A 24,271-nucleotide genomic window follows, 5' to 3' on the forward strand; every position below is an offset into this window, starting at 1 on the left:
ACTGGCTCAGGCTTCATGCCCCATGCGCCAACTGATGGTCCTGGCGGTGGCCAGCAGTTGTTGCGCAGCGGGGCCCTGTTCATCCGCGTGGAAAATCGAGGTCGGGCCGACCACGGTCAGCACTGCGGCAATCTTGCCCACGGCGTTGAACACAGGAGCGGAAAGCGCATCGACTCCGGGCATCAGCAGGCCATGCACATGATGCAGGCCGCGTTGGCGGATGGTCGCAAACAATGCCTGGTATTCGTCGGCACTGTGACCTGATGCGGCCAGCTCTTGCTCGCGCAGCTCGATGGTTTCACGTTCTGGCAGGTAAGCGCCGAACACCAGGCCAGTGGAGGACGTCAGCAAGGGCAGCACCGAACCGATCTGGGTGACCACGGTAACCGCGCGCACCGCCGGCTCGATGTTGACCACGGTGGCGCCCTGGTTGCCCCACACGGCGATGAAGCAGCTTTCGTTGAGCTCGTCGCGCAGTTGCGACAGCGGCAGCGCCGCCTCTTTCAATACATCCATCCCGCCAAGCGCGGCCAGGCCCACGCGCAGGGCTTCGCGACCGAGGCCGTAATGGTTGGTGGCCGGGTTCTGCTCGGCAAAGCCGCTGGCGATCAAGGCCTGCAGGTAGCGGTGGACCTTGCTCGCCGGCATGTCGACGTGCTCGGCCAGGCGCGACAGCGAGGTGGACGGCGATAACTGGGCCAGAGCCTTGAGGATGTCGGTGCCGACCTCGGCCGAGCGGACCTTCTGTTTGCCGGAGCTGTCGGCGGGGGAGCTGGCTTTGGCCATGGGGGAGTCGATCCGGGGAGTTAGATGGGCGTCTTTATAGCTTGACGGTCTTCACCAATCAAATTACGTTATGCGTAATGTAATTACGATAAAAATAACGCAGAAGCGCTGCCATTCCTTCAAGGCCCGCAGCCAACTGCCATTGACCGGCCTGCACTGGGCCCGGAGGCTCGATGAACCTCGATAACACCCCCGTCCTTGGCTACCAGAGCGGTTTCGGCAACGAATTCGCCAGCGAAGCCTTGCCTGGCGCGCTGCCGGTCGGGCAGAACTCGCCGCAAAAAGCCCCGTATGGCCTGTATGCCGAACTGTTTTCCGGCACTGCCTTCACCATGGCCCGCAACGAACAGCGCCGCACCTGGCTGTACCGCATTCGCCCTTCGGCCCTGCACCCGCGCTTCGAGCGCCTGCAGCGTCAACTGGCCGGTGGCCCGCTGGGCCCGGTGACGCCCAACCGCCTGCGCTGGAGCCCGCAACCGATGCCGAGCGAGGCCACCGACTTCATCGACGGCTGGGTGGCCATGGCGGCCAACTCGGCAGGCGAGAAACCGGCCGGCATCAGCATCTATACCTACTGCGCCAATCGCTCCATGGAGCGGGTGTTCTTCAACGCTGATGGCGAACTGCTGCTGGTGCCTGAGCAAGGTCGCCTGCGCATCGTCACCGAGCTGGGCGTGCTGGAAGTCGAGCCGCTGGAGATCGCCGTGTTGCCCCGTGGCCTGAAGTTTCGCGTCGAACTGCTCGACGGCAAGGCCCGTGGCTATCTGGCCGAGAACCACGGTGCGCCGCTGCGCATCCCGGACCTGGGGCCGATTGGCAGCAATGGCCTGGCCAACCCGCGCGATTTCCTCGCGCCGGTGGCCCATTACGAAGAAACCGACGCCCCGGTGCAGCTGGTGCAGAAGTTCCTCGGCGAACTGTGGGGCTGCCAGCTCAATCATTCGCCCCTGGACGTAGTCGCCTGGCACGGCAACAACGTGCCGTACAAATATGACCTGCGCCGCTTCAACACCATCGGCACGGTCAGCTTCGACCACCCGGACCCTTCGATCTTCACCGTGCTGACCTCGCCGACCAGCGTACCGGGCATGGCCAACCTCGACTTCGTGATCTTCCCGCCGCGCTGGATGGTGGCCGAGAACACCTTCCGTCCACCGTGGTTCCATCGCAACCTGATGAACGAGTTCATGGGCCTGATCAAGGGCGAGTACGACGCCAAGGCCGAAGGCTTCCTGCCCGGCGGTGCCTCGCTGCACAGCTGCATGAGCGCCCACGGCCCGGATGCCGAGACCTGCAGCAAGGCTATCGCCGTAGAGCTGGCACCGAACAAGATCGACAACACCATGGCCTTCATGTTCGAGACCAGCCAGGTGCTGCGCCCGAGCCGTCATGCGCTCGAATGCCCGCAATTGCAGGCCGACTACGATAGTTGCTGGGCCTCGTTGCCGAGCACCTTTACCCCGAATCGGAGATAACCCATGAATCAGTCCGCCCTTGCCCGCAGTTGGGTAGAACACGCCAACGGCCACGGCGACTTCCCGCTGCAGAACCTGCCGCTGGGCATCTTCAGCCGCAAGGACCAGGCGCCGCGCTGTGGCGTGGCCATCGGTGATGCCATCCTCGACCTCGAAGCAGTGCTGGCCGCCGGCCTGTTCGACGGCCAGGCCCGCGCCGCAGTCGAGGCCACCCGTGGTGGTGCGCTGAACGCTTTCTTCGCCCTTGGTCGTGGCGCCCGGGTGGCCCTGCGCGAGCGCCTGCTGGAGCTGCTCGGCGAGCACAGCGAGCACCAGGCCGCGCTCAAGCCGCTGCTGCATGCGGCCAGCGAATGCCAGTTGCACCTGCCGGCGCGCATCGGCGACTACACCGACTTCTATGTCGGCATCGAGCACGCCAAGAACGTTGGCAAGCTGTTCCGCCCCGACAACCCGCTGCTGCCCAACTATAAATATGTGCCGATCGGTTACCACGGCCGCGCCTCGACCATTCGCCCCTCGGGCACCGACGTGCGCCGGCCAAAAGGCCAGACCCTGCCCGCTGGCCAGAGCGAACCAAGCTTCGGCCCGTGCGCGCGTCTGGACTACGAGCTGGAACTGGGTATCTGGATCGGCCAGGGCAACGACATGGGCGATTCGATTCCGGTGGCCGAAGCCGCCGAGCACATCGCCGGTTTCTGCCTGCTCAACGACTGGTCGGCGCGTGACATCCAGGCCTGGGAATACCAGCCGCTGGGGCCGTTCCTGTCCAAGAGCTTCATCTCCACCGTTTCGCCGTGGGTAGTCACTGCCGAAGCCCTGGAGCCGTTCCGCTGCGCCCAGCCGGCGCGCCCGGAAGGTGATCCGCAGCCGCTGTCGTACCTGCTGGACAAACGCGACCAGGCCAATGGCGCTTTTGATATCGAGCTGGAAGTGCTGCTGCTGACCGAGCGCATGCGCGAGCAGAACCTGCCAGCCCATCGCCTGACCCTGAGCAACACCTTGAGCATGTACTGGACCGTGGCGCAGATGGTTGCCCACCACAGCGTCAACGGTTGCCAGTTGCAGCCGGGCGACCTGTTCGGCTCCGGCACCCTGTCCGGTGCCCAGCCTGGCCAGTTCGGCAGCCTGCTGGAAATCACCCAGGGCGGCAAGGAACCGGTCGAACTGGCCTCGGGCGAGGTGCGCAAGTTCCTCGAGGACGGCGACGAAATCATCCTGCGTGCCCGTTGCAAGCGCGACGGCGTGGCCTCGATCGGCTTCGGCGAGTGCCGCGGCAAGATCCTGCCGGCGCACTGAGAGGGCAGGGCCATGGAACTCTTTGGTTACTACCGCTCGACCTCATCCTACCGGGTGCGCATTGCCCTGGCGCTCAAGCAGCTGGAGGTCCAGCAGGTGCCGGTCAACCTGCTCAAGGGCGAACAGCGCGAAGCACAGTTCCTGGCCCTCAACCCGCAAGGGCGAGTGCCGGCGCTGAAGATCGACTCCGGTGAGCTGCTGGTGCAGTCGCCGGCGATCATCGAGTACCTGGAAGAAGTTTATCCACAACCCGCGCTGTTGCCCCAGGACCCGCTGCGCCGGGCCCAGGTGCGTGGCGTGGCGGCGCTGATCGGCTGCGACATCCACCCCCTGCACAACGTCAGCGTGCTCAATCAGCTGCGCGGCCTGGGTCATGACGACGCCCAGGTCAACCAGTGGATCGGCCACTGGATCAGCCAGGGCCTTGCCGCGGTCGAGCAGTTGATCGGTGACCAGGGCTTCTGCTTTGGCGACGAGCCGGGGCTGGCCGACGTCTACCTTGTTCCGCAGTTGTACGCCGCCGAGCGCTTCAATATCGACCTCAGTGGCTTCCCGCGCATTCGCCGGGTCGCGGCCCTGGCCGAGGCGCATTCGGCGTTTGCCCAGGCTCATCCGTCGAGGCAGCCCGACGCACCATAAATCATGCTGCTCAGCCCGGAGCAGAATGTCAGTGCACCGATTGCGACGCTGGTGGCAGATGGCTCAGGCGTTCCGTCAGGCGCAAGCGCTGGATTGGATCGTCGCTGAGCAGCAAGGCGTGCTCCAGGTCGAAGCGTTCGGCCTGGGGGCACTCCAGGTGCTGATACAGGGTGGCGCGGGCCATGTAGTCGGCGGCAGTGCCAGGGCCTAGCTGCAACACCCGTTCAGCGTCCTTCAGGGCTTCGAGATGATCGTCGTGGCTGGCGTGCAGCTGGCGCAGGTTGCGTGACAGGCGCTGGAGCATCTGCAGCGGGCTGGCGGTCAGCAGGTGGTCGGCGCTCAAGGCCAGTTGCGGGCCGAACTGACGGCCAAGCAGCTCGCGGCAATCGGCCGGGTACAGGCGTCGGCCGCCACAGGGGTCGAGCAGATGGTCGGCACCGGGCACGCGCAAGAGAAAGTGCCCGGGGAAGTTCACTCCCTCAAGAGGGATCGACAGGCCGCGGGCCAGTTCCAGGCTCAGCAGGGCCAAGGCCAGGGGCTGGCCGCGGCGGCGTTGCATGACTTTGTCGAGCAGCGCCGCCTGGGGCCGCAGCGGGTGGTATTCGTCCTGCTGGAAGCCCAGGGCGTTGAGGCGGCGTAACAACGGCTGGGCCAGTTCGCTGAGCGGCAGCATCGGCAGCCCGGTGCTGACTTCCTGCTGCAGGGCCTGAACCTCGGCCATGACGCGCGCAGGCACCACGCTGTCATCGTGCTCGGCAGCGATCCACAGCGCCGCCTCCAGCAAGGCGACCGGGTCACGTTCAAGGCAAGCCAGACAGGCACTACGTGGGTTCATCACAACCTCCGCTCAAGCTTCTGTTGTAGCGCTGGCGCGGCCTTTCGTCCAGTGGTCCGAGTGTTGTCATCGGGGTGTAAAGCGCGACCTATACTGGGATCAGCACCTCATCGAGGAGCCTGCCGATGTTCGCTCTCATGCAAAGCACTCGCACGCAGTCGCTGCACCTGTGCATCGACCCGCCGACCGGCCTCAAAGCAGTGGTCGCCATTCATAGCGAACACCTGGGCCCGGCCATGGGAGGCTGTCGCTACCTGGCTTACCCGGACGACGACAGCGCCATGGTCGACGCCATTCGCCTGGCCCAGGGCATGAGCTACAAGGCCGCCCTGGCCGGGTTGCCGTTGGGTGGCGGCAAGGCGGTGATCATTCGCAACCCCCATGTGGAAAACCGCGCGGCCTTGTTCGAGGCGTTCGGGCGCTTCGTCGAAACCCTGCAGGGGCGCTTCATCACGGCCGTGGACAGCGGCACCTCGACCCTGGACATGGACTGCATCGCCCAGACCACCCAACACGTCACCAGCACCACCGCTGCCGGTGATCCGTCACCCCATGCGGCCATGGGCGTGTTCGCCGGCATTCGCGCCACCTCGATGGCGCGCCTGGGCAGTGACAACCTCGAAGGCTTGCGCATCGCCGTGCAGGGCTTGGGCAATGTCGGCTACGCCCTGGCCGAGCAGCTGCATGCCGCGGGCGCCGAGCTATTGGTCAGTGACCATGACCCGGGCCGGGTGCAACTGGCAATCGAGCAGTTCAATGCCCGGCCGGTGGCCAACGAGATGTTGATCAGCACGCCCTGCGACATTTTTGCCCCGTGCGGGGTAGGGCCGATACTCACCGGCCAGAGCGTGATGCAGTTGCGCTGTGCGGCGGTGGCGGGGGCGGCGAACAATCAGCTGACCACCCTGCAGGTGGCCGACCAGCTGGAAAGCCGCGGCATTTTGTATGCGCCCGATTACGTGATCAACGCCGGCGGGTTGATCTATGTGGCGCTCAAGCACCGTGGCGAGGACCTGGGCACCATTACCGCGCACCTGGCGCGCATTCCCTCGCGCCTGACCGAAGTGTTCGCCCACGCCCAGGCGGAAAAACGCTCGCCGGCGCGAGTGGCGCAGATGCTCGCCGAGCAGATGATCTACAACTGAACGGCGCCTACTCGGCGGCGCCCTCGGCGAGCAGCTCGGACAGGGCGTCGGGCTGGCTCTTGAAGGCCTTGGCGAACACGTCACGGTTTTTCGCCATATAGATACCGGCATCCTCGACCTGCTGTTCGCTCAGCGACGGCACGGCTTTTTTCAGGACCTCGGCCAGCAGCTCGGCCAGCTCCAGCATCTTGTCGTGACGGTCTGCTTCGGCTTTATCCATGAACAAGCGCTCCAGGTCGCGGCTGCTGCGGTATACCACTTCGACGGCCATTCATCACCTCACATGCCTTTGGTAATCGATGTATTCGATACTGTTTATTTGTACAGTGTTAATGATAGGGTAATCCACAGGACTAAGATAGTGGCAAATCAGTATTCTGCTGTTGCCCATTCTTCACCAGGGCCTGGGACGGCACTTTTGCCGCTCTCTATGGTCTGCTTCAGCGTGTAGAATTGCGCATCGGCAGTCGAGCCATCCAGTCTACGAAGGAACAGCAATGAACGAGCAAACATCGCGCCTGAATCGGGAACGGCGCTTTCTGGTACTGCTGGGGGTGATCTGCCTGGCGCTGATCGGCGGTGCGCTGTACATGCAGATCGTGCTCGGCGAGGCGCCATGCCCGCTGTGCATCCTGCAGCGCTATGCGTTGCTGCTGATCGCCGTGTTTGCCTTCATTGGCGCAGCCATGCCCGGCAAGCGCAGCCTGACCCTGCTCGAAGGCCTGGTGGTGCTCAGCGCCATCGGTGGCATCGCCGCTGCCGGTAACCACGTGTACATCCTCGCCAATCCGGCGGTCAGCTGCGGCATCGACACCTTGCAACCGATCGTCGACGGCCTGCCGCTGGCCTCGGTGCTGCCGCTGGTGTTCCAGGTCGATGGCTTCTGTTCCACGCCGTACCCGCCGGTCATGGGCCTGTCCCTGGCGCAATGGGCACTGGTAGCCTTTATACTGACCGCCCTACTGGTACCCCTGGGTATCTACCGCAACCGCCGTCAGGCTTAGACAAAAGTCATGTATTGACGCAAGCCTGTTGTGCAATCAGATTTGCAAAGTTTGTCGCACCAAACTTGATCCTGATCAAGTTCTAACCCTTGTAGAACGGGCGTTCCAGGGGTATTGAAAGGGGTGCGACAAACTGTCGCGAAACTGATTTTTCGGGCGCGATTGTTACACAATTGGTAAAGGACTGTTGCTCAATAAGTCATAGTCAACGATAGGTTACCTATCTACAATCGCCCCCAATTTCCGTTCGGCACCGCTTGCGAGTCGCAGGATTAAAGGAGCTCCAGGGCTCTTTTCGCTGACTCTGACGAGCATCGCCTGCGGCGATGCCGGGCTGACCCCCCTCCGTGATTTCCCGCACCAAATGGAATTGGTCTGAACACAGGCCTGTTGCCTACTGAAGTCAAAATAATAAACACCGCAATACCCGGTTTATGCCGAGCCGCCGCAGCTGGCCTCAAGGTATGACCGTATTCGATCCCATAAATGCTGACGCTTGGCAGGACGAAGTGTTGGCGACCAAAACACAAATTGCATTGAAGCAAGCTGCTCTAGAGGTCGTGAGATGAGTAAAAAGCGTTACCCCAGACTGTTTGGCATTCTGCCCTTTTTAGGCATGCTTTTACTCAGTGGGTGCAACTGGACCCTGCTCGACCCGAAGGGCCAGGTCGGCATTGAGCAAAAGAACCTTATCCTGATCGCTACCGGCTTGATGTTGCTGGTGGTGATTCCTGTCATTTTCATGACCCTGGCGTTTGCCTGGAAGTACCGCGCTTCCAACAAGGCAGCCACCTACACCCCGGACTGGTCGCACTCGACCAAGATCGAAGTGGCGGTCTGGACCATCCCGGTGCTGATCATCATTGCCCTGGGTTACGTGACCTACAAGACCACCCATGAGCTGGACCCGTATCGTCCGCTGGTTTCCGACGTGAAGCCGGTGCAGATCGACGTGGTCGCCCTGGACTGGAAATGGCTGTTCATCTACCCGGAACAAGGCATTGCCACGGTCAACAAGATCGTCTTCCCGGCCAACACTCCGGTCAACTTCCGCGTGACCTCGGATTCGGTGATGAACTCCTTCTTCATCCCGGGCCTGGGCGGGCAGATCTACGCAATGGCTGGCATGACCACCAAACTGCACCTGATCGCCAACGAGAACGGTGAGTTCGACGGTATCTCCGCCAACTACAGCGGTGCTGGTTTCACCGGTATGAAGTTCAAGGCAACCGCCACCTCCCAGGCCGATTTCGAAGCATGGGTGAACGAAGTCAAGCAATCGCCTAAAAAGCTGGATGCCGCTGAATACGCAGCATTGGCCAAAACAAGCGAAAACAATCCAGTCGCGCTGTACAGCGTGGCCTCGCCTGAGCAGTTCCAGTCCATCGTCGACAAGTACGAAGGCATGAACCGCGGCCGGCCGGTCCACGAACAAGAGCAGAGCAAAGAAGCGGCCGGTACCGAAGGGATGGACGTGAGTATGCATTCAGCTGCTGGGGCAGAGGAGTAAGAGATGTTCGGTAAACTAAGTCTGGATGCGATTCCGTATCACGAGCCGATAGTCATGGTGACGCTTGCCATGATCGCGCTCGGCGGTCTCGCGCTCGTTGGTGCTATCACCTATTTCAAGAAGTGGACCTACCTGTGGTCCGAGTGGCTGACTTCGGTCGACCACAAGAAGATCGGGGTGATGTACATCATCGTCGCGATGATCATGCTGCTGCGCGGCTTTGCCGACGCCATCATGATGCGCACGCAGCTGGCCATGGCCACCGGCGGATCCGAGGGCTACCTGCCGCCCGAACACTATGACCAGATCTTCACCGCTCACGGTGTGATCATGATCATCTTCATGGCAATGCCATTCTTCACCGGCCTGATGAACCTGGCCCTGCCTCTGCAGATCGGTGCGCGTGACGTTGCCTTCCCGTTCCTCAACTCCCTGAGCTTCTGGCTGCTGGTGTCCGGCGTCGTGCTGGTCAACGTCTCGCTGGGTGTTGGTGAGTTCGCCAAGACCGGCTGGGTCGCATATCCACCGTTGGCGGGTATCCAGTACAGTCCTGGCGTGGGTGTCGACTACTACATCTGGGCGCTACAGCTATCGGGCCTGGGTACGACGCTAACGGGTGTCAACTTCCTCGCCACCGTGCTGAAAATGCGCGCGCCTGGCATGAAGCTGATGGACATGCCGATCTTCACCTGGACCTGCACCTGGGCCAACGTGCTGATCGTCGCTTCGTTCCCGATCCTGACCGCTGCACTGGCTCTGCTGACCGTTGACCGTTATCTGGACTTCCACATTTTCACCAACGAGCTTGGTGGGAACCCGATGATGTACGTCAACCTGTTCTGGGCCTGGGGTCACCCTGAGGTTTACATCCTGATCCTGCCGGCCTTCGGCGTGTTCTCGGAAGTCACCTCGACCTTCGCCGGCAAACGCCTGTTCGGCCACAAGTCGATGATCTACGCTTCGGGCGCGATCGCGGTACTGGGCTTTGCGGTATGGCTGCACCACTTCTTCACCATGGGTTCGGGCGCCAGCGTCAACACCTTCTTCGGTCTGGCGACCATGCTGATCTCGATCCCAACCGGGGTGAAGCTGTTCAACTGGCTGTTCACGATCTACCAGGGCCGTCTGCGCTTCACCGCGCCGATCATGTGGACCCTGGGCTTCATGGTGACCTTCTCGATCGGTGGTATGACCGGCGTACTGCTGGCTGTTCCAGGTGCTGACTTCGTTCTGCACAACAGCCTGTTCGTAATCGCTCACTTCCACAACGTGATCATCGGTGGTGCGGTATTCGGCTACATCGCCGGCTTCGCCTTCTGGTTCCCGAAAGCCTTCGGTTTCACCCTGAACGAGAAGTGGGGCAAAGCTGCCTTCTGGTTCTGGATCTCCGGTTTCTACGTGGCCTTCATGCCGCTGTACGCACTGGGCTTCATGGGTATGACCCGTCGTCTGAACCACTCCGACAACCCACTGTGGGAACCCTACCTGTACGTAGCCGTTGTCGGCGCCGTGCTGATCCTGTTCGGTATCGCTTGCCAGCTGATCCAGCTGTACGTGTCGATCCGCGACCGCAAGGACAACATGGACGTGACCGGCGACCCATGGGGCGGCCGTACCCTGGAATGGTCGACTTCGTCGCCACCACCGTTCTACAACTTCGCCACCATGCCTGAGAAAGTCGGCCTGGATGCCTGGCACGAAGCCAAGGAAGCCGGTGTTGCCTACAAGGTTCCAGCCAAGTACGAAGCGATCCACATGCCGAACAACACCTCTACCGGTGTGTTCATGGGTGCCTTGCTGACCGTGTTCGGTTTCGCCTTCATCTGGCACATCTGGTGGCTGGTCGGCGCAAGCCTGATCGGTACCATCGCGGTCTTCGTCGCCCACGCTGCTCGTGACGACCAGGGTTACATGGTTCCAGCCGAGGAAGTGGCGCGCATCGAAGGTGAGCGCATGAAGTCCCTGGGCCTGGCTACCGGTACCCCGGTTGGCGCACGTGTCGAATCGTTTGAACGGGTTTAATCAATGTCCAGTCATGTAATTAACGCTGATACTCATGCTCATGGTCACGACCATGGGCATGACGACCACCACCACGACTCGGGCCAGATGACCGTATTCGGTTTCTGGCTGTACCTGATGACCGACTGCATCCTGTTTGCGTCGCTCTTCGCCACCTACGCGGTGCTGTCCGGCAGTTTTGCCGGCGGCCCGTCGGGTCACGACATTTTCCAGCTGGACTTTGTCGCGGTCGAAACCGCACTGCTGCTGTTCTCGAGTATCACCTTCGGCTTCGCCATGTTGCAGATGTTCAAAGGCAACAAGGGCGGCGTGCTGGGCTGGCTGGCTGTCACCTTCCTGTTCGGTGCCGGCTTCATCGCGATGGAAGTCTATGAGTTCCATCACCTGATCGCCGAGGGCTTCGGCCCGCAGCGCAGTGGCTTCCTGTCGGCGTTCTTCGCGCTGGTCGGTACCCACGGTCTGCACGTAACCGCAGGTCTGATCTGGATGGCGGTGATGATGTACCAGATCAACAAGCACGGTATCACTGGCACCGCCAAGACCCGCATGAGCTGCCTGAGCCTGTTCTGGCACTTCCTGGACGTGGTCTGGATCTGCGTGTTCACCGTCGTGTATCTGCTGGGGGTTCTGTAAATGGCTAACGCACATAACAGCCACGCCGAGGGCAACCACGGTAGCGTCAAGTCCTATGTGATCGGTTTCATCCTGTCGGTCATCCTGACAGCGATTCCGTTCGGCCTGGTGATGTTCCCGAGCATGCCGAAGGACATCACGATCATGGTCGTGGTGGCCCTGGCGGTCATCCAGGTCGTGGTTCACCTGGTGTACTTCCTGCACATGGACCGTTCCGCCGAGCAGCGCTCCAACGTGTCGACCTTCATGTTTACCGTGATGGTCATTGCACTGTTGGTCGGCCTGTCGCTGTGGATCATGTTCAGCATCCACACCAGCATGATGGCGAAGTGAGGTAAGACGACATGTCCGTTAAGCACTTTATCCAAATCACCAAACCGGGGATCATTTTCGGTAACGTGCTTTCTGTGGCAGGCGGTTTCTTCCTTGCCGCGCAAGGGCATGTCGACTTCATGCTGTTCCTGGCCACGGTGATTGGCACTTCGTTGGTGGTGGCGTCTGGTTGCGTGTTCAACAACTGCATCGACCGTGACATCGACATCAAGATGGAGCGCACCAAGAACCGGGCGATGGTCCAGGGCCAGATCTCGCTGAAAGTCGCGCTGGCCTACGCCACCCTTCTCGGGGTGGCCGGCCTTGGCCTGCTGTATGTGCAGGCCAATGCTCTGGCAGCGTTGTTCGGCCTGATCGGCTTTGTCATCTACGTCGGGTTCTACAGCCTGTACCTCAAGCGCAAATCGGTGCACGGCACCCTGGTGGGCAGCCTGTCCGGTGCCATGCCTCCGGTGATCGGCTATTGCGCGGTAAGCAATAGCTTCGACCTGGCTGCACTGACCCTGCTGGTGATGTTCAGCCTGTGGCAAATGCCGCATTCCTACGCCATTGCGATTTTCCGCTTCAACGACTACCTGGCCGCATCGATTCCGGTGCTGCCGGTCAAGCGCGGGATCCTGGTGGCCAAGAAGCACATCCTCTGGTACATCGTGGCGTTCCTGGTAGCGACCCTGATGCTGACCCTGGGTGGCTACGCCGGCATGAGCTACATGGCCGTAGCCGCGGCCATGGGCATGTACTGGCTGTACATGGCCTGGACCGGCTACAAGGCTGTCGATGACCGCCTGTGGGCACGCAAGCTGTTCGTGTTCTCGATCTTCACCATCACTGCCCTGAGCGTGATGATGTCGCTGGACACCAAAGTGCCGACCGAGCTGCTGCTGACTTACGCGCACTGATTCATCAGCGTGTAATGAAAACGCCCCAGGCTGCGAAGCCTGGGGCGTTTTTGTTTGTGCGGCGTTTCTACAAACGACCGAAACTGCTGTTGACAAGTACCCCGTGTTTGCCGGATTTTATCGCCGCGCAGGTAAGGAGTATCTGCGCAGGGCCAGAGGATGCTGGCCGTGATTCATCACACAAGGGACTGTTCATGACCGAGCCAAACGCCGTTGCTCAACGGGCGTGCCTCGCGCTGTTGCGCGAACGCCACACTTCCGCTCATTTCGACACCGCCTTGCAGGTGCTCGATTGCCTGTTCCGTCGTCGCAGCCTGGCGCCCGGGCAGGATGACGAGCTGTCGGCCGAGGTGCTCGAACCGCATCTGGATAAAGTCCTCACCGCCATCGAAGCCGGCCAGCGCATCGAGATGGTTCTGCCAGCCTTCCCGGGCAAATCGCCGAACCGGCAGAAAACCCTCAGCCACCTGCCAGACCTTGCCGAGCGCCACGCCATCGACGAGCTGCAGCAGCTGTGCGCGGAAATCCAGGCCCTGTACGCACCGGGTGCGTTGATTCACATCTGCTCCGACGGCTATGTGTTCTCCGACCTGGTGCGCGTGCCGGATGAGCACGTCAAAGCCTACACCGACGAGATCCAGCGCTACGCCGAGCAGCACTACCCGAACAGCTTCGCCCTGTTCGATCTCAAGGATGCCTATCCGCAACTGGGTTGCCTGGACTCCATGCGCGAAGAGCTGATGATCGAGTACGGCCAGTCGCTGATTGCGCTGGGCCAGCGCTTTCAGGACGAGCCACACATGATGCTGATGTACTGCGGCATCCACCGCTTTCTGTCCGAGGATTACTCAGGCCTTGGCGAGTTCGCCGGCATGAGCCTGAACGCGGTGAAGAAGATCGCCAAGCCGGCCTCGCAACGGGTGATCCAGCGCAGTGAAGCCTGGAGTGCCTTGCTGCAGGCGCGTTATCCACAGTGCCTGCGCCTGTCGATCCACCCGCAGTTGGCGGTATCGGCGAAAATCGGCATTCGCCTGGTGCCTACCAGCGACCTCTGGCGTACGCCCTGGCACTCGGTGGCGATCAAGCGTAGCGGGGTGGTGATGCTCGACAAGCGCAGCAACATCGATGAGCGCTACAGCCGCCTGGTGTTCCGCCAGGGCCGTCCTTGCCACTACGCCAGTGCGCAATGATGCCGGTAGCGCTGGCGGCTGATGCGGTGATCTTCGACCTCGACGGCACCCTGGTCGACACCTTGCCCGATATCGTCTGGTGCCTGAACCACGTGCTGCAAGAGCAGGGCTACCCGCCGCTGTCACTGGAGACCATCAGTGCCTACGTAGGCGGCGGTACCGGGGCGATGCTCGAGCGGGTTGCTGCGCGCCTGGGGATTGTCGACGACAAGGCTCTGCATGAGCACTACATCGCCTGCTACCAGCAGCACCTGGTGCAGTTCTCGCGACCGTTCGATGGCGTGCCGGAGCTGCTTGAAGGCTGTCGCCGGCTGCAACTGCCGATGGCCATCGTCACCAACAAGGCCCATGACATGGCGCTGCAGGTGGCTGCGCAGCTGTTCCCGTCGGGTACCTTCGAGCTTGTCCTTGGCCAGCGCCGCGGCCACCCGCTCAAGCCGCAGCCTGACGCGGCTCTGGAGGCGGCCCGCTACCTGGCCGTCGAGCCCGCGCGTTGCCTGTTTGTCGGCGATACCGTCATCGATCTGATGACCGCGCGGGCGGCCGGCATGCACTGCGCCGCCGTGACCTGGGGCTATGGCCCGGTCTATGCCTTGCAGGCACAGGCGGCGGATCTTTACTGCGAGCAGCCGGCAGAGCTGTTGCGGGCCCTGCAACAGGCACTCACTTCTTGCATGGCTGGCACTCTCGCCAGCCAACGTTGAAACACCACCTCTCAAGGAAGAAAGGTCATGCAACACAAGGACACCTGGATCAAGGCGGTCAGCGACGTGCTGGCGGGTTATCTGCTCAAGGACAATGACGATCGCTTCGACGCGGCGGGCAGGGCCAATCTGGCCGTCAGCCTGGCCCGCTTCTACGATCAGCAGGCGCCGGTGCGTCTGGTGCTGCCGGGCTTCCCGTGCAAGTCGCCGAACGCCCGCGACCAGACCTTCGGCACGATGCCGGATTACGGCGAAGCCATGGCCATCGAGCGCCTCGACCAACTCGGCCAGGACATCGCCGCGCTGCACGCGCCGGGCTGCGTGGTGTCGATCCTCAGCGATGGCACCACCTTCAACGACATCGTTGGTGTACCTGATGACCTGCGCAAAGCCTACAACCAGGCCCTGCGCGAGTTGTGCACCACCCACACGATCAACTGGGTGAGCATGGAAGACCTGTTCCCCCAGGCCAGCAGTGCCGATGCCGTACGCGCGACCCTGGTCAAACAGGCACGTTTGCCGTGGAAGAACGTCGAGGCACTGATCGAGCAGAGCCGCCATGATGAAACCCTCAGCCACGCCCACGACAAGCTCTGCAGCCACCTCTACAACGACTTGCGCCTGTGCCGCGAAGCTGGGCAGAGCGAAGACGAGCACCTGCAGCAGATCGGCTACAAGGCCTATCAGATGATGTTCCGCGGCCAGGCGCTGAATGCTGCGGTCAATCGCTTCTTCCCCGACGACATCCGCCTGTCGGTGCATCAGTACGACAATGCCGGGCCAAAATTCACCGTGGCCCTGGCCGACGGCCTGACCCGGGTGTCCAGCCCCTGGCATGCGGTGCCGGTGCGCCACCTGGATGGCAGCCAGACTCTGCGCGGCCGTGCCGAGGTGGACATCGACAAGCATGTGCTGGTGCAGTACCAGGGGCGCCCGTGGCTGTACCACGAGAGCACCGGCGAAGCGCTGCAGGGCTTCGAGTTCGAACTGCAGAAGCGTCCGTTGTTCGGCTTGGTGGTACGTGACCCGTTGGGGCTGGGCTTCGAACGTTTTTCGACGCAGCTGCTCGAAGCGCTGGTGGAGACCTTCGGCTTTGTCTGCCTGCGTGGCTGCCGCTTCGAAGACCGCGACAGCTTTGCCCGCGACTGCGAGCGCTTTGGCACCATCTACCAGTGGGCGTTCGGCAAGGTGCATGTGGTCAAGCCGGCGGACAAACCCGAAGGCGTGGTGCACTCGCTGGAAAAGACGCCATTGCATTGGGACCTGAACATGCTGCCGGACAGCGATGCTCAGGTTCAGCGCGATCCGAAGTTCTGCGCAAGCAAGTTCATGCTCTATTGCAAGACTGCGCCGCAACCGGGGGAAGGGCAGACCACCATCGTCGACAGTCGCAATGCCTTGCGCAAGGTTGGCAACCAGGTGGCGCGGTTGTGGCAGGCGGTTGATATCACCTATTACACGCGTATGACTTACTTTGGTGGTTCGCCGCGTCACTACAGCCTGGTCGACCTGCACCCGCGCACCGGCGAACGCATTCTGCGCTATCAGGAAGGCACCGACTCCAGCCTGCAGACCTTGAGCCAGGAGGTGCAAGGCTTCGAGGCGCAGGCCCAGCAGGCCCTGCTTGAGCAGCTCAATGCCCTGGTCTACGACGATGAATGCCTGATCGCCCATGACTGGGTCGAAGGTGATCTGGTGCTGATCGACAACTACCAGACCCTGCATGGCCGCTTGCCTATGTCGCCGGCCTCGGCCTCCCGTGAGCTGTGGCGGGTTCAGGTGTACTGAGCCGAACACTCCCTGGCAGCAGCTTGGTGCCCGCTGCCCGGGAGGCTTTCCGCCTGCCGCGGGTGCTGTGCCGGCGGTAGCGTGTCGTGATCTTCAACCTGACAGGATCATGGCATGAGTGTTTTGACCGTGTATTTTTGCGGCACCGGGTCGCACCGATTCGACGACAACAACCCCAACTTCTGGAATGGCGAGCTGGTTTCGACCCTCGCTTCAAACGACCAGGGCAAGGAGTATGCCCACTGGATCGCCGTCGATGGCCCGGGCAGTGGCAACCTGCAAGCCGATGAACTGTTCGTCGAACCCGGTGGTTATTACAACTGGAACCAGACCTTGTTCGGCAAAGGCTGGGAGGAGAACGTCCAGCACGCACTGCAGATCATCAAGGGGCAGAGCAACTGGCAGCGCACGGAACTGAGCGAGGAGGAGTATCAGCGCCTGAAGGCTGCTGGCATCCCTATCCCCAACTCGACCGCTACGGCGTCCTGGTTCTGGCGCACCTACAACTACGGCAATCGCAAGATTACCCCGCAGTTGCTCCAGGAGCAGATCATCAAGCAGTTTCGCAAGGAAGGCGTCATTCCCACCCAGGTCAACCTGGTGGGGTGGAGCAGGGGCGCCGTCAGCTGCCACATGCTGGCCAATGCCATGCTTGGCGACAGTGAGCTGAAAAAGCTTCCAGTGAATATATTCGCCATCGATCCGGTGCCGGGCATTGGTAACTTCGACCGCCATCGCGTGCAACTGGGCGAGAACGTCAAACAGTACGTAGGTTTCTTCTCCCGCGACGAGCGCTCCAAGGGCTTTGCCTGCGTAATTCCCAAAACCCATGACGCCACCCGTTGCCATGTCTACCCGATGCCGGGGCGCCACGCCACACTGGTGGGCAACGCGGCCGCCGACGGCGCCGCTGGCGGCAAGGTACTGGCCGAGCCCGGGCTGATCGTTCGCCATTTTGCCGAAGTCTGCCTGACCCGCTGGGGCGTCAAATTGCAGAAGATGCTTAACCTCAACGAACGTGACTTGCAGGCCTATCATCAGGTGCTTGAGCGTGACGAAAGCAAGTACCAGGCAATGCGCAAACATTCCTATATCGTGCTGACCGAAGCTGAAAAGGGTGAGCGCGCCGTTTCGCTGGGCAACCAGGGTACGAGTTTTTCAGCGGTGAAAGGCAGCGGTCTTATGCCCACCGAGGGCCTGGCTGCAGCCGTGAAATGGCAGGCATCGTCCTACAAGGAAATCCGTTAACGCCTGTTTTTGTGCTGGACAGCGCGGCGGTCGAGGCCCTATCTTCTGCTTCGGCCACCGCAGTGGCCAACGTCGCTCGGACGGTTCCGGGCGCTTACGTCTTCGAGGAAGCCATGGCTGACCAAGGTTCGCCGCGCCGCTTTGCGCGCATTGATCGTCTCCCCCCCTACGTCTTCAACATTACCGCCGAGCTCAAGATGGCTGCACGCCGTCGTGGCGAAGACATCATCGACCTGAGCATGGGCAACCCCGACGGGGCCACGCCGCCGCACATCGTTGAGAAACTGGTGCAGGTCGCCCAGCGCGAAGACACCCACGGCTATTCGACGTCCCGCGGCATCCCGCGCCTGCGCCGGGCGATTTCGCGCTGGTACAAGGACCGCTACGAGGTCGAGATCGACCCGGAAAGCGAAGCCATCGTCACCATCGGCTCCAAAGAGGGCCTGGCGCACCTGATGCTCGCCACCCTCGACCATGGCGACACCGTGCTGGTACCCAACCCCAGCTACCCGATTCACATCTATGGCGCGGTGATAGCCGGTGCCCAGGTGCGTTCGGTGCCGCTGATTCCGGGCGTGGACTTCTTTAATGAGCTGGAGCGGGCGATCCGCGAATCCATTCCGAAACCGAAGATGATGATCCTCGGCTTCCCGTCCAACCCGACCGCGCAGTGCGTCGAGCTGGACTTCTTCGAGCGGGTGGTGGCCCTGGCCAAGCAGTACGACGTGCTGGTGATCCACGACCTGGCCTATGCCGACATCGTCTACGACGGCTGGAAGGCGCCGTCGATCATGCAGGTGCCGGGGGCCAAGGACATTGCCGTGGAGTTCTTCACCCTGTCCAAGAGCTACAACATGGCCGGCTGGCGAATCGGCTTCATGGTCGGCAACCCCGAGCTGGTCAGCGCCCTGGCCCGCATCAAGAGCTACCACGACTACGGCACCTTCACCCCGCTGCAGGTCGCGGCCATTGCTGCCCTGGAAGGCGATCAGCAGTGCGTGCGCGATATCGCCGAGCAGTATCGCCAGCGCCGCAACGTGCTGGTCAAGGGCCTGCACGAGCTGGGCTGGATGGTCGAGAACCCCAAGGCGTCGATGTACGTCTGGGCGAAGATTCCCGAAGAGTATGCACACCTGGGCTCGCTGGAGTTCGCCAAGAAGCTGCTGGCCGAGGCCAAGGTCTGTGTGTCGCCGGGCATCGGCTTTGGTGACTATGGCGATGATCATGTGCGCTTTGCCCTGATCGAGAACCAGGACCGTATCCGCCAGGCGGTACGCGGTATTCGCCAGATGTTCCGGGCTGATGGCATCGGCAGCAAGCCGGCCCAGAAGTAAGCACTGACCCGGGCGCGGGTCAAACCTGTTCCTACAGCTGGAGCAGGTTTTTCCCGCGAAACAACCGTCCGTCAGCGGCGATTTATTTCTGCATTACCCCCCTTCTCAAACACCCGGCAAAGCATAGAATGGCGGCGGGTTTCTCCCTATAACGATAATCAACCTCCCCCCCTTCTCATCATGTCCGAACATAATCCTTGTTTGAACTGCGGCGCCTGCTGCGGGTATTTCCGTGTGTCTTTCTTCTGGGGTGAGTGCACGTCGGCGGGTGGTGTCGTGCCCGACGATCTGGTGGTCCAGATCAGCCCCAGCCGCGTTGCGATGATCGGCACCGACAGCAAGCCCTGTCGCTGCATCGGGCTTGAGGGCGAGATCGGCAAAGGGGTCAGCTGCAGCCTGTATGAACAGCGCTCAACCCCTTGTCGCGAGTTCGATGCGGCCTGGGTCAATGGCGAAGCCAACCCCAGCTGCGATGCCGCCCGTGCCGCCTATGGCCTGCCACCGCTGGAGGCCAACGAGCCGATCTGGCCGGACGAGGGCGCCGAAGTCGCCTGAGGCGTGACTTGAGGGTTACACTGCCGGGTTGATGAATCGGACAGGAGGTCCCGCGTGACCCGCATGTACAGTTTTCCCGCTGACCTGTGCCTCGAAAGCCCGCGCCTGCAACTGCGCCCGATGGTGGCCGAGGATGCTGCGGCGTGGTTTGCCATCATGGCCGATCCGCAGGTCATGCGTTACTGGAACCACGGCCCCTGGCAAGTGCTGGCAGAGGCCCAGGCAGCACTGGCCGAAGACCGCGACGCATACGCCGCCGGGCAGATGCTCAAGCTGGGAATCTATCGGCGCGACAATAGCGAACTGATCGGCATGACCCAGCTGTTCAACCTGGAGCCCACCTCGCGCCGTGGCGAAATTGGCTATTGCCTGGCCAGCTGCGCGCAGGGCCGTGGCTACATGGACGAGGCACTGACCTGTTTCATCGATTACCTGGCCCATGGCCTGCACCTGCGCCGGCTGGAGGCCGAGATCGACCCGCGCAACCAGGGGTCGGCGCGTACCCTGGAGCGCCAGGGTTTCGTCCTTGAAGGGCTGTTGCGCCAGCGCTGGTGCGTGGCCGGAGAGCTTTCGGACTCGGGGCTGTACGGGCTGCTGCTCGATCAGGCGCCGCTGGACGGTTGAATCCTGGCTGCTGCCTGGCGGTTGCGTTGCGGTCGGGCATCTGGATATTATTCGGAACAATTCTCACTTACACACTTGCGAGTGCGCCATGTCCGTCGCCGAGCCGCCGCTGCAACGCGCGATCCACACGCTGTATTGCGAGCACCATGGCTGGTTGTTCAACTGGCTGCGGCGCAAGTTGCGCTGTTCACAGCATGCGGCGGACCTGGCACAGGACACCTTTGTACGCATTCTCGGCTCGCGCGACACGCTCCTGGGTATTCGCGAGCCGCGTGCCTTCCTCAGTACCACGGCGCGGCGCCTGATCATCGATCGGGCACGTCGCCAGCAGATCGAAGACGCCTACCTGCGCGAACTGGCCCTGACTGTCGAGGTCATGGAGGGCCATCAGTCGCCCGAGCAGATCCTCCTGACCCTGGAGGCGCTGGAGCAGATTACCTTCATGCTCGAGGGCTTGCATGAAAAGGCCCGCCAGGCCTTTGTCGACTATTACCTGGACGAGCTGAGCCAGGTGCAGATCGCCGAGCGCCTGCAGGTTTCGCCACGCATGGTGCGCAAGTACCTGATGCAGGCCCTGGTGCATTGCCACCAGGCCGTTAATGTTTGATTGCCGATGACGGCCCAAGCGTCAATCGAACAGCACGCCGCCGAATGGATTTTGCGCCTGGGCGAGGGTGAGCTGAGTGAGGCAGAGCGCCAGGCGCTGGAGGCCTGGCGTCGGCAGGACGCTCGCCATGAAGCCACCTTCACTCGCATGCAGGCGATCCTCGAACAGATGCACAGCCTGCGCCCGCAACGCCAGCCGGTGCGCGCCGCACTGCGCACGCCTGCAAATGGCCAGCGGCGCGCGCAGTACCCACGACGGGTGCTGTTGGGCCTGGCTTTGCTGGCAGCACTGGGCGTGCCCCTGAGCCTGTCCGGCTGGCATCCGCAAAACCTGCTGGCCGACCTGCACACCGCGCCAGCGCAATGGCAGAGCCACACGCTGAGCGACGGCACGCGGGTCATCCTCGAAGGCAACTCGGCCCTGGACTTGCGCTTCAGCGCCCACGAGCGACGTATCGAACTGTTGCGCGGCAAGGTGCTGGTGGATGTCGCGCACGACAGCAGCCGGCCTTTCGTGGTGGCCACCGCCGACGGCACGTTCCAGGCCCTGGGCACGCGCTTCGTGGTTGCCCGTGGCGGTGCCGGCAGCGAACTGACCATGCTCGAATCCCAAGTGATGGTGCGCAGTGCCGAGCAGGACAAGTCGCTGGCGGTGGGCAAAGGCGGGCGGGCCTGGGTTCGCCGGGATGACCTGGGGCTGCTGGCCAGTATTGATCCGGCCAGTGTTGACCAGGCCTGGCAGCGTCATCAACTGGTGGTTGAGCAATCGCCGCTGGTGGATGTCCTCGATGCCCTGGCCCGCCAGCGCCGCGGCCATCTGAGCTTTGACCGCAAGGCGCTGGCTGATCTGCGGGTGTCGGCAGTGCTGCCGCTGGACGACAGCGAGCGGGCCCTGCAGCTGCTGGCTGAAGTGCTGCCGATATCGATTCATTCGCATACGGCCTGGTGGACGCGTATCGAGCGCCGCAGTGCTGATAAGTAATTGTTCGCGACTGGTTCCTCATTCTCATCTTGGCCCGTCCTTCTAGAAGCCAACATGATTAAACAAGGAGCCTTCTCACCATGCGCCGATTTACTGGCCGCCCCGTTTTGAGCCCTCTGGCGCTCTGTGTACAGCTGGCCTGCAGCGGCCTGCTGCTGACTGCAGTCGCTGTACCAGCAATGGCCCAGGGTCAACAACAGCGCTTCGACGTGCCTGCTGGTGCGCTGAGCACAGCGCTCAACCGCTTCGCCCAGCAAGCCGGCGTCGCCCTGGCCTTCGATCCGGCTGATTTGGCGGGGCGTAACACAGCCGGCCTGCAGGGCAGCTTCGCCCTTGAAGACGGTTTTGCCCGCTTGCTCGAGGGCAGCGGCTACCGTATTGCCCAGGGTGACAACGGTTATGTGTTGCTACCGCAAGCCGCTGCACCGGCAGCCCAGGTGCTGGAACTGGGGGTCACCACGGTGGCCGGCCAGGGCATGGGCGAAAGTACGGAAAATACCGGCTCCTATGCCCCGGGGCTGATCAGCGTAGGCTCCAAGTCACCGACCAGCCTGCGCGAAACGCCGCAGTCGGTGGCGGTGATCACCCGTCAGCTGATCGAAGACCAGCAGCTCACCGACATCAACGAAGCGATGAAGGCGACACCGGGAGTGATTACCCAGAGCACGACTTTCCGCATCCAGGATTTCATCTCGCGCGGTTTTTCCATCCAGAACCTGCAGATCGATGGCGCCGCCCCGCAGGCGCTGGGCACGGCCATGGGCTCGTTCTATTCGTCGAACATCTTCGACCTGGCCGAGTTCGACCACGTCGAGGTGCTGCGTGGTAGCGGGGCCTTGTTCGGCGGCTCGGGCGACCCGGGCGGGATCATCAACATGGTGCGCAAGCGGCCGATGTCCGAGAACCAGCTCAAACTGAGCCTGTCGGCCGGCAGCTGGGACAACTATCGCCAGGAACTCGACATCACCGGGCCCATGGGCTGGGACGGCCGCTTGCGTGGGCGCCTGGTGGTGGCCAACACCGACCGCCAGTACTTCATCGACAAGCGCAGCACGGAAAAGCCGCTGGTGTACGGCGTGATGGAAGCCGACGTGAGCGATGACACCATGCTCACCTTCGGCGTGCGCTACAACAAGTCCCATGAGAACGGCACCAACGCCGCTGTGCCGCGCTACAGCAATGGTGCCGATCTGGGCCTGCCACGGCACACCGGCCTGACCCAGTCCTGGGCATTCACCGACACCACGGCGCGCGAGTATTTCGCCAAGGTCGACCATCGCTTCAACGACGACTGGAAACTCAACCTGTCGTACACCAACATCTGGGATGTGTCCTGGTTCAAGACCGCGTCGACCCTCAATGCGGTTGACCCGATCAGCGGCAGCGGCGTGACCTGGTACGGTACCCAGAGCCGCCAGGAAAACGAACAGCACCTGTACGACGTCAACCTGGCCGGCAATTTCCAGGCCTTTGGCCTGGATCACCAGCTGATACTGGGGGCTGACTACCAGCGCATCGACAGCCGCTGGCTGGGCACCGCGCCACATCCCGGCTTTGGCGGGCCGGTGAATGTCTTCGACCCCGACGCCACGCCCTGGCCGGAGCCTGCCAACCACACCGACTACAGCCGCGACTACAACCCCAACGCCCAGCGTCAGTACGGCCTTTACTCCAGCCTGCGCCTGCAACTGGCCGAACCGCTGCACCTGATCCTCGGTGCCCGCGCCCAGCGTTACCACTTCGAGCAGATGTACCAGACCCGCACCGGCGAGCAATGGAGCGTGGCTTCGCAAGTCGACCAGCGCATCGGCACCAAGCTCACGCCGTTTGGTGGCGTGGTCTATGACCTTGATGAGCAGTGGTCGGCCTACGCCAGCTACTCGCAGATCTACAAGCCACAGGCCAACAAGCTGGCCGGCCCGCAACCGGGCAGCCCGTTGCAGCCGATGACCGGCAAGACCTACGAGACCGGCCTCAAGGGCGAGCTGTTCGACGGCGCGTTGAACACCAACATTGCCTTGTACTACACCACCCGTGAAAACGAAGCGGTGCGTGACCCGCGCTTCACCTCGGCGAGCAATCTGTTTGCCGGCAGCTGCTGCTACCTGGACAACGGTGAAGTGGTCAGCAAGGGCATCGATATCGAAGCGTCGGGGGAACTGCTGCCGGACTGGATGCTGATCGGTGGCTATACCTTCAACCTCAATCGCAACCGCAGTGCCAATACCTCGCTGAGCACGGTGATGCCCAAGCACCTGTTCAAGCTCTACACCACTTACCGGCTGCCGGGTGTGCTGCAGGACTTCAAGGTTGGTGGCGGCGTGCAGGCGCAGAGTGCGACTTACGTATCCGGCACCACCAACCGTTTCAATGGCGATGGTTCGATCGCCGAGCGTGATGTGCCGTTCGACTTCACCCAAGGGGGGTATGCGACCTGGAGTGCACTGGTCGAGTACAAGGTCGACGAGCACTGGGACCTGACCCTCAACGGCAACAACCTGTTCGACAAGAAGTACTACCAGACCGTGGGAACCTCCACCTATGGCAACTACTACGGCGACCCCCGCAACTTCATGCTGACCCTGCGCGGCACCTACTAAGCGCCGGGCGACTTTGCGCAGGCCACCGGTCTGCGCTATTGTCGCGCGCTCTTTTACCAGCAA

General features: G+C 62.2%; 23 protein-coding genes. 20 read left to right on the forward strand and 3 right to left on the reverse strand.

Features of this window, described 5'->3' with window-relative positions:
• Positions 1 to 6: 6 nt before the first annotated feature.
• Positions 7 to 786, reverse strand: a complete 780-nt coding sequence (locus LOY22_RS04175; RefSeq protein ID WP_093388018.1) for an IclR family transcriptional regulator — start codon at positions 784 to 786, stop codon at positions 7 to 9.
• Positions 787 to 959: 173 nt separating this feature from the next.
• Here LOY22_RS04175 and hmgA point away from each other — a divergent pair, with 173 nt between their 5' ends.
• From hmgA to maiA, 3 genes are read left to right on the forward strand one after another with little or no spacing between them, the layout of a single operon-like run.
• Entirely contained in the window at positions 960 to 2,261 is a 1,302-nt protein-coding gene (hmgA, locus tag LOY22_RS04180) for a homogentisate 1,2-dioxygenase (RefSeq protein ID WP_045196118.1), read from the forward strand.
• A gap of 3 nt (positions 2,262 to 2,264) precedes the next feature.
• A complete protein-coding gene (fahA, locus tag LOY22_RS04185; RefSeq protein ID WP_258596451.1) occupies positions 2,265 to 3,557 on the forward strand; it encodes a fumarylacetoacetase in 1,293 nt (430 codons plus the stop codon).
• A 12-nt stretch (positions 3,558 to 3,569) separates the two neighbouring features.
• Positions 3,570 to 4,196, forward strand: a complete 627-nt coding sequence (maiA, locus tag LOY22_RS04190) for a maleylacetoacetate isomerase (RefSeq protein WP_093388023.1) — start codon at positions 3,570 to 3,572, stop codon at positions 4,194 to 4,196.
• A 28-nt stretch (positions 4,197 to 4,224) separates the two neighbouring features.
• On the opposite strand, the gene LOY22_RS04195 is transcribed toward maiA, so the two are convergent.
• Positions 4,225 to 5,031, reverse strand: coding sequence for a SirB1 family protein (locus tag LOY22_RS04195; RefSeq protein ID WP_045196124.1), 807 nt, complete (start codon positions 5,029 to 5,031; stop codon positions 4,225 to 4,227).
• 125 nt (positions 5,032 to 5,156) lie between these two features.
• Here LOY22_RS04195 and LOY22_RS04200 point away from each other — a divergent pair, with 125 nt between their 5' ends.
• Positions 5,157 to 6,176 (forward strand): Glu/Leu/Phe/Val dehydrogenase dimerization domain-containing protein, encoded by a 1,020-nt coding sequence (locus tag LOY22_RS04200; RefSeq protein WP_045196126.1) that lies wholly within the window; start codon positions 5,157 to 5,159, stop codon positions 6,174 to 6,176.
• Between the two features lie 7 nt (positions 6,177 to 6,183).
• Here LOY22_RS04200 and LOY22_RS04205 read toward each other — a convergent pair whose 3' ends face one another.
• Positions 6,184 to 6,447, reverse strand: coding sequence for a YebG family protein (locus LOY22_RS04205; RefSeq protein WP_045196128.1), 264 nt, complete (start codon positions 6,445 to 6,447; stop codon positions 6,184 to 6,186).
• Positions 6,448 to 6,673: 226 nt separating this feature from the next.
• Here LOY22_RS04205 and LOY22_RS04210 point away from each other — a divergent pair, with 226 nt between their 5' ends.
• The 16 genes from LOY22_RS04210 (at position 6,674) to LOY22_RS04285 (ending at position 24,208) form a co-directional block, all read left to right on the forward strand.
• Positions 6,674 to 7,180, forward strand: a complete 507-nt coding sequence (locus LOY22_RS04210; protein WP_258596456.1) for a disulfide bond formation protein B — start codon at positions 6,674 to 6,676, stop codon at positions 7,178 to 7,180.
• Between the two features lie 565 nt (positions 7,181 to 7,745).
• Positions 7,746 to 8,690: a ubiquinol oxidase subunit II gene (gene cyoA / locus LOY22_RS04215; protein ID WP_045196132.1), complete on the forward strand. Its 945-nt coding sequence runs from the start codon at positions 7,746 to 7,748 to the stop codon at positions 8,688 to 8,690.
• Positions 8,691 to 8,693: 3 nt separating this feature from the next.
• The gene (gene cyoB, locus LOY22_RS04220; RefSeq protein WP_045196135.1) at positions 8,694 to 10,712 is read left to right on the forward strand and encodes a cytochrome o ubiquinol oxidase subunit I; all 2,019 of its coding nucleotides are present in this window, start codon (positions 8,694 to 8,696) and stop codon (positions 10,710 to 10,712) included.
• A gap of 3 nt (positions 10,713 to 10,715) precedes the next feature.
• The gene (locus LOY22_RS04225; RefSeq protein WP_026001353.1) at positions 10,716 to 11,345 is read left to right on the forward strand and encodes a cytochrome o ubiquinol oxidase subunit III; all 630 of its coding nucleotides are present in this window, start codon (positions 10,716 to 10,718) and stop codon (positions 11,343 to 11,345) included.
• Positions 11,346 to 11,678 (forward strand): cytochrome o ubiquinol oxidase subunit IV, encoded by a 333-nt coding sequence (gene cyoD, locus LOY22_RS04230; RefSeq protein WP_038997063.1) that lies wholly within the window; start codon positions 11,346 to 11,348, stop codon positions 11,676 to 11,678. It begins immediately after the preceding gene.
• An 11-nt stretch (positions 11,679 to 11,689) separates the two neighbouring features.
• The gene (gene cyoE, locus LOY22_RS04235; RefSeq protein ID WP_038997062.1) at positions 11,690 to 12,577 is read left to right on the forward strand and encodes a heme o synthase; all 888 of its coding nucleotides are present in this window, start codon (positions 11,690 to 11,692) and stop codon (positions 12,575 to 12,577) included.
• Positions 12,578 to 12,771: 194 nt separating this feature from the next.
• A complete protein-coding gene (locus LOY22_RS04240) occupies positions 12,772 to 13,767 on the forward strand; it encodes an isocyanide synthase family protein (RefSeq protein WP_093388028.1) in 996 nt (331 codons plus the stop codon).
• Positions 13,764 to 14,471 carry an HAD family hydrolase gene (locus LOY22_RS04245; RefSeq protein ID WP_195885692.1) on the forward strand — a complete coding sequence of 236 codons (708 nt, stop codon included), beginning with the start codon at positions 13,764 to 13,766 and terminating at the stop codon, positions 14,469 to 14,471. Before LOY22_RS04240 ends, LOY22_RS04245 begins: the two co-directional genes overlap by 4 nt.
• Before the next feature lie 27 nt (positions 14,472 to 14,498).
• Positions 14,499 to 16,259 (forward strand): L-tyrosine/L-tryptophan isonitrile synthase family protein, encoded by a 1,761-nt coding sequence (locus LOY22_RS04250; protein ID WP_045196142.1) that lies wholly within the window; start codon positions 14,499 to 14,501, stop codon positions 16,257 to 16,259.
• 114 nt (positions 16,260 to 16,373) lie between these two features.
• Entirely contained in the window at positions 16,374 to 17,507 is a 1,134-nt protein-coding gene (locus LOY22_RS04255; RefSeq protein WP_258596472.1) for a hypothetical protein, read from the forward strand.
• 113 nt (positions 17,508 to 17,620) lie between these two features.
• Entirely contained in the window at positions 17,621 to 18,841 is a 1,221-nt protein-coding gene (gene alaC / locus LOY22_RS04260) for an alanine transaminase (protein ID WP_045196146.1), read from the forward strand.
• Positions 18,842 to 19,021: 180 nt separating this feature from the next.
• Positions 19,022 to 19,396, forward strand: coding sequence for a YkgJ family cysteine cluster protein (locus LOY22_RS04265; protein ID WP_045196148.1), 375 nt, complete (start codon positions 19,022 to 19,024; stop codon positions 19,394 to 19,396).
• 54 nt (positions 19,397 to 19,450) lie between these two features.
• Positions 19,451 to 20,020 (forward strand): GNAT family N-acetyltransferase, encoded by a 570-nt coding sequence (locus tag LOY22_RS04270; protein ID WP_045196150.1) that lies wholly within the window; start codon positions 19,451 to 19,453, stop codon positions 20,018 to 20,020.
• A gap of 88 nt (positions 20,021 to 20,108) precedes the next feature.
• Complete coding sequence (locus LOY22_RS04275; RefSeq protein ID WP_045196152.1) at positions 20,109 to 20,627, forward strand: sigma-70 family RNA polymerase sigma factor; 519 nt, start codon at positions 20,109 to 20,111, stop codon at positions 20,625 to 20,627.
• A gap of 6 nt (positions 20,628 to 20,633) precedes the next feature.
• Positions 20,634 to 21,608, forward strand: a complete 975-nt coding sequence (locus tag LOY22_RS04280; protein WP_258596475.1) for a FecR domain-containing protein — start codon at positions 20,634 to 20,636, stop codon at positions 21,606 to 21,608.
• Between the two features lie 80 nt (positions 21,609 to 21,688).
• Positions 21,689 to 24,208, forward strand: coding sequence for a TonB-dependent receptor (locus LOY22_RS04285; protein ID WP_258596477.1), 2,520 nt, complete (start codon positions 21,689 to 21,691; stop codon positions 24,206 to 24,208).
• Positions 24,209 to 24,271: the final 63 nt, after the last annotated feature.

Origin of the sequence: Pseudomonas sp. B21-035, from assembly GCF_024748945.1 — a bacterium.
Classification (GTDB): domain Bacteria; phylum Pseudomonadota; class Gammaproteobacteria; order Pseudomonadales; family Pseudomonadaceae; genus Aquipseudomonas.